This window comes from Tannerella sp. (assembly GCF_030528505.1).
GTDB lineage: Bacteria > Bacteroidota > Bacteroidia > Bacteroidales > Tannerellaceae > Tannerella.
The window spans coordinates 1-4599 of the sequence record NZ_JAUMYS010000107.1 but is presented as its reverse complement, the minus strand read 5'-3'; the positions used below and the strand labels follow the sequence as shown (position 1 = coordinate 4599).

3 protein-coding genes and 1 tRNA gene are annotated in these 4599 nt (G+C 49.4%); 3 read left to right on the top strand and 1 reads right to left on the bottom strand.

All coding sequences use genetic code 11. The annotated features are described in order from the left end of the window. Positions 1–220: 220 nt before the first annotated feature. Entirely contained in the window at positions 221–985 is a 765-nt protein-coding gene (locus tag Q4A89_RS11580) for an RNA methyltransferase (RefSeq protein ID WP_303185662.1), read from the bottom strand. A 76-nt stretch (positions 986–1061) separates the two neighbouring features. Between Q4A89_RS11580 and Q4A89_RS11575 the strand changes: the two genes are divergently transcribed. The 3 genes from Q4A89_RS11575 (at position 1062) to Q4A89_RS11565 (ending at position 4526) form a co-directional block, all read left to right on the top strand. Continuing rightward, the gene (locus Q4A89_RS11575) at positions 1062–3416 is read left to right on the top strand and encodes a BamA/TamA family outer membrane protein (protein ID WP_303185660.1); all 2355 of its coding nucleotides are present in this window, start codon (positions 1062–1064) and stop codon (positions 3414–3416) included. Positions 3417–3510: 94 nt separating this feature from the next. Further along, complete coding sequence (locus Q4A89_RS11570) at positions 3511–4362, top strand: hypothetical protein (protein ID WP_303185658.1); 852 nt, start codon at positions 3511–3513, stop codon at positions 4360–4362. A 90-nt stretch (positions 4363–4452) separates the two neighbouring features. Then, positions 4453–4526: transfer RNA gene (locus tag Q4A89_RS11565), tRNA-Arg, on the top strand. The last annotated feature ends 73 nt before the right edge of the window (positions 4527–4599 follow it).

The window sequence follows — 4599 nt, the reverse complement described above, 5'->3', positions numbered from 1 at the left end:
TAACAAACTAAACAGATGGTATTATTCTAATAAACATTATCCCGAACTCACGTAAGTACTGTACCGTATTATTTTTCCTCCTGTTTTTGTCATTTTGTGCAATATTTTTCTGTCAACTTTTTTCAGGACAGGACACGAACAACGAATCAACAACTAAGCCTCCGAAGGATTTTTCACTTTTTGTTCTTCGTTTTTCACTAAATCTCTATAGTGGATTTTGTCATGACACAGGAGGTCGGATGGCTTGCCGTCGGAATTCGGCACAGACGACGGCCGCGGCTACGGCTACGTTCAAGGATTCGGCACAGGTGCGCTCTTCAGGAAAGTTCGGGATGAAAAGCCGCTCGTTAATCTGTGCTTCGACATGGGGCCGGATGCCGTTTCCCTCGTTACCCATCACCAGAATGCCAACGGCCGACAGCGATTTGCGATAGATGTTTTCACCGTCGAGAAACGTGCCGTAACACGGTGCCCGGTGCCGCTTGAGGTATTCGGCGAGATCGGTATAGTGGATTTGTACGTGTGCCAGTGCTCCCATCGTGGCTTGTACGGCTTTCGGTCCGAAAACGTCGGCCGTGTCCGTACTGCAAACCACGTGCGCGATGCCGAACCAGTCGGCCAGCCGGACGATCGTGCCCAGATTGCCGGGATCCTGAATGCCGTCGAGCGCGAGAACGAGTTGTATGGCCGGATCGGCCTCGTTGAGGTAATATGCGGGGCGTTTGAATACGGCCAATACGTCCTGAGGCGTTTTCAGCAGGCTGACTTTCCGCATCTCGTCGTCACGCACTTCGATCACTTCGCCGGCACGCAGGTTCGGTTGCGCCTCGATCCACGACGGAGAGGCAGCAATCCATTCGCATTCGAAGACCTTCATCAGGTCAGCCACCAGTTTGTTTCCTTCTGCCACAAACATCTGCTGCGCGTCCCGATATTTTTTCATCTCCAGCGCCCGTACCTGTTTTATTCTTGCTCTGCTCAACATGCCGCATCATTTTTTAGGAATTCAAAAGTACGTCAAATAATTTATTTCACGTACATTTGTGCTGCTAAAAGACGATATGAAAAGAAATATCCGCCTGATTCTCTGGATAAGCCTTGTCGCATGTTGCTGGTCGTGCAGTACGACAAAATATGTAGGACAGGGCGAATATTTGCTGGATAAAGTAGATATTTCGGTCGACGACAGCCGGGTCAAAGCAGACGACCTGAGCTCATATCTCCGCCAACAACCGAATTATAAAGTGTTCGGTATCCTGAAATGGCCGCTGTACGTCTATAGCTGGTCGGGACGCAACGAAAAAAAATGGCTGAACAGGCAGTTGCGCCGCATCGGTGAGCCGCCCGAAATCCTCGACACGGCGCTTATCGCCCAATCGCGTGACGAACTTCACCGGTACATGATCAACAAAGGATTCGTGTATGCCGATGTGCGTTACGCCATCGATACGACGAAGCGTAAAAAAGCGACGGTGCGCTACACCGTTGCTGCCGGTGAGCCGTACCGCATCCGGGCATACAGGATGAAAGTCGACGATGCGCGTATCGACAGCATCATCCGCCTGAAAGCTCCGCCCGTATCGTGGCTGAAGGGCTTGTTCCGCTCGGCACCGGAAGAATATACGCCGCTGGTACGTCCCGGCAGCTTCTTCGACCGTGATGTGCTCGATAAGGAACGGCAACGCGTCACGACATTGCTGCGCCGACGCGGATACTATGCCTTTAACCGAGATTATATTTATTTCTGGGCAGACAGCGCGCACCATCAACAACTCGTCGACCTCGATCTGCATATCAAACCTTTTCGCTCGGTTATGCCCTCCGATTCGATCAAAGAGCGTCCTCACCGGCGTTATTACATCGATAAGGTAAGTGTCGTGACGGGCTACGATCCGTTAGCGCCTGAACATACCCGCATCGCTCCGGTCGACTCCGTGTGGAAACGCGGCGTATGGGTCTATAACAATACGAAGAAACATCGCTTGCGCCCCGGAGTCCTCGCGCGTCGTTGCTATCTCTTGCCGGGACAGCTGTACAGCGATCGCAATATGGAACTGACGTACGCCGCATTTGCCAATCTGGGTGCCTTGCGCCACGTCAATATCCGCTACGACGAACGCGAGGAAAACGACACGCTGAAACTCGACTGTACCATCCTTACGGCTCCGGCCCAAACGCAAGGCTTCGGTGTCGAAATAGAAGGGACGAACTCAAGCGGCGATTTGGGCTTCGCATCGAGTCTGAATTATCAGCACCGTAATTTGTTTCGTGGCTCGGAACGCTTCACGGCCAAAGTACGCGGGGCCTACGAAGCATTATCCGGCGGCAACAGCCATGCGGGTTGGGGCAACTATTGGGAATTTGCCGGCGAAGCGTCCATGCTCTTTCCTACATTCGTTTTTCCGTTCACAAGTTACGACTTTCGTCGGAAGGTGCGCGCTACCACAGAGTTCAAAATCAGTTACGACCAGCAGCGACGACCCGAATACCGGCGCGCCATCCTTTCCGGAGGATGGAACTACATCTGGCAGAACCGGACGAATAACCTCGCCCGTCATACGTTTAACCTGCTCGACGTAGACTATATCTATATGCTTCATATCGATACGGCCTTCCGGAATACGTTGCCGGAAATTACGGCCAAATACAACTATTCCGATCTGTTCGTCGTCAGTTCCGGCTATACGTACTCGTTCAACAACTACGACCCGATGAGACGCGGCCGAAGTACGTACTCGCTGCGTCTCTCCGTCGAACTGGCCGGAAACGTGTTGTACGGATTGTCGAACCTGCTGCATACGGAAAAAGACGCGGACGGCCGCTATAAACTCTTCGGCACGTATTATTCGCAATTCATCAAAGGCGATATCGATTTTGCACGAAGCCTGACGATCGACAATCGCAACTCTTTCGCCTTTCACCTCGGTGCCGGCATAGGCTATCCTTACGGGAACAGCAAGGAGCTGCCCTTTACCCGTCGCTATTTTTCCGGTGGGGCGAACAGCAACCGTGGATGGTCGGTACGCTCGTTGGGCCCCGGAAGCATGCCTGTCACCGATGCTACAACCTTCGTCAATCAAGTCGGCGATCTTCGGCTCGATGTCAACCTCGAATATCGTACCAAGTTGTTTTGGAAGTTCGAGCTGGCAGCCTATGTCGATGCGGGAAATATCTGGACGATCCGTAAGTACGATTACCAACCGAAAGGGAATTTCGATCTGACGCGTTTCCACGAAGAAGTCGCCCTCTCGTACGGATTGGGCGTGCGGCTCGACTTCGATTACTTCCTGATCCGTCTTGATACGGGAATGAAAGCGTACAACCCGCAGGAAATCGGTCGTCGTAAGTGGGCCATTACTCGCCCCAACTTGACCGATCAGTTTGCATGGCATTTTGCCGTCGGATATCCGTTCTGATTCCTTAAATAAAAAGAAAAAAACAAGCATTTATTCTTTAAGTACCTAAGTGTATTGTTTTTTTATTACTTTTGTGTCGTATAAAAACAAAAGTATGAGCATATACCATTTACAGAATATCTCGAAAAGTTTTTGGGCTTTTTGTGTGTTGATTGTCATGACAGGATGCGAAGTACGCTCCTCCGACCTGATTGAAATCGATGAATATGGAAACAGAGTCAATAATAACGGAATCGATATTGAAACTTCGTTGCTTGGCGTCGGAATGAAAGCGTATGCGCTTGATTCGATTTACACAGAATTGATGGTGGAGCAGCAGAAAACAGGAAAGCCTAAAATCGTGGGATTTCGTAAGGGCATGGTAGCTGATGATCGAAAGCACGTTTCGTGGGACAAGGAAAATCCGAGTATCAAATATGGATACGATTATACGTATTCTTATAAAAATTATGTATACAAGATATTGTCACTCGAAGACCACGGTTTTGTCGAAGATATGGAAGTCTGGAAAGACGGTAATCTCTACGTTCAACTGAAATATCACTACGATGGCGGGGGCTATTTGTCGAGGGTCGAAGTGTTGAATAAACGGTCGGTCGTTTATTTCCGTTATAATTATCTGAATGCAGAGAATCGTTCGAATAGTGTTACCATCATCGAAGAGCCGGAAGGGCGTTATTATACCGTCCGGCTTTCGTCACGAAAGATCGAGAATAAAGGCTATATTTGCAATGTGTTGCGCTATGCCGGGGCACCCTTGACGAATGAGGCTATCATCAACCCTGACCTGTATTATCTGGGCATTTACGGTACTCCAGTCAAATACCTTCCGGATGTTCCGATCGAGAGCGGTTCATACAGGGATGCAAAAGGAGACGTTCATGGAGTGTACTCCCGTGTGGGACATTATCAATATTTTTACGAAGATCAAGATAAAAAGCATTAAAAGGCGTAATCTTACCGAAAATCATTCGAATTTTATTCTTTTGGCAGAACAAAAAACCTTTCCTATCTTTGCATCCGCAAAAAAGAATGGGGTTCCGTAGCTCAGCTGGATAGAGCAACAGCCTTCTAAGCTGTGGGTCGTGCGTTCGAATCGCACCGGAATCACTTCCATTTGGAAAAGGCGGTGTGTCAAAATGCACACCTCTTTTTTTATGCACAAAGCCCCTGCTTGTGAAAG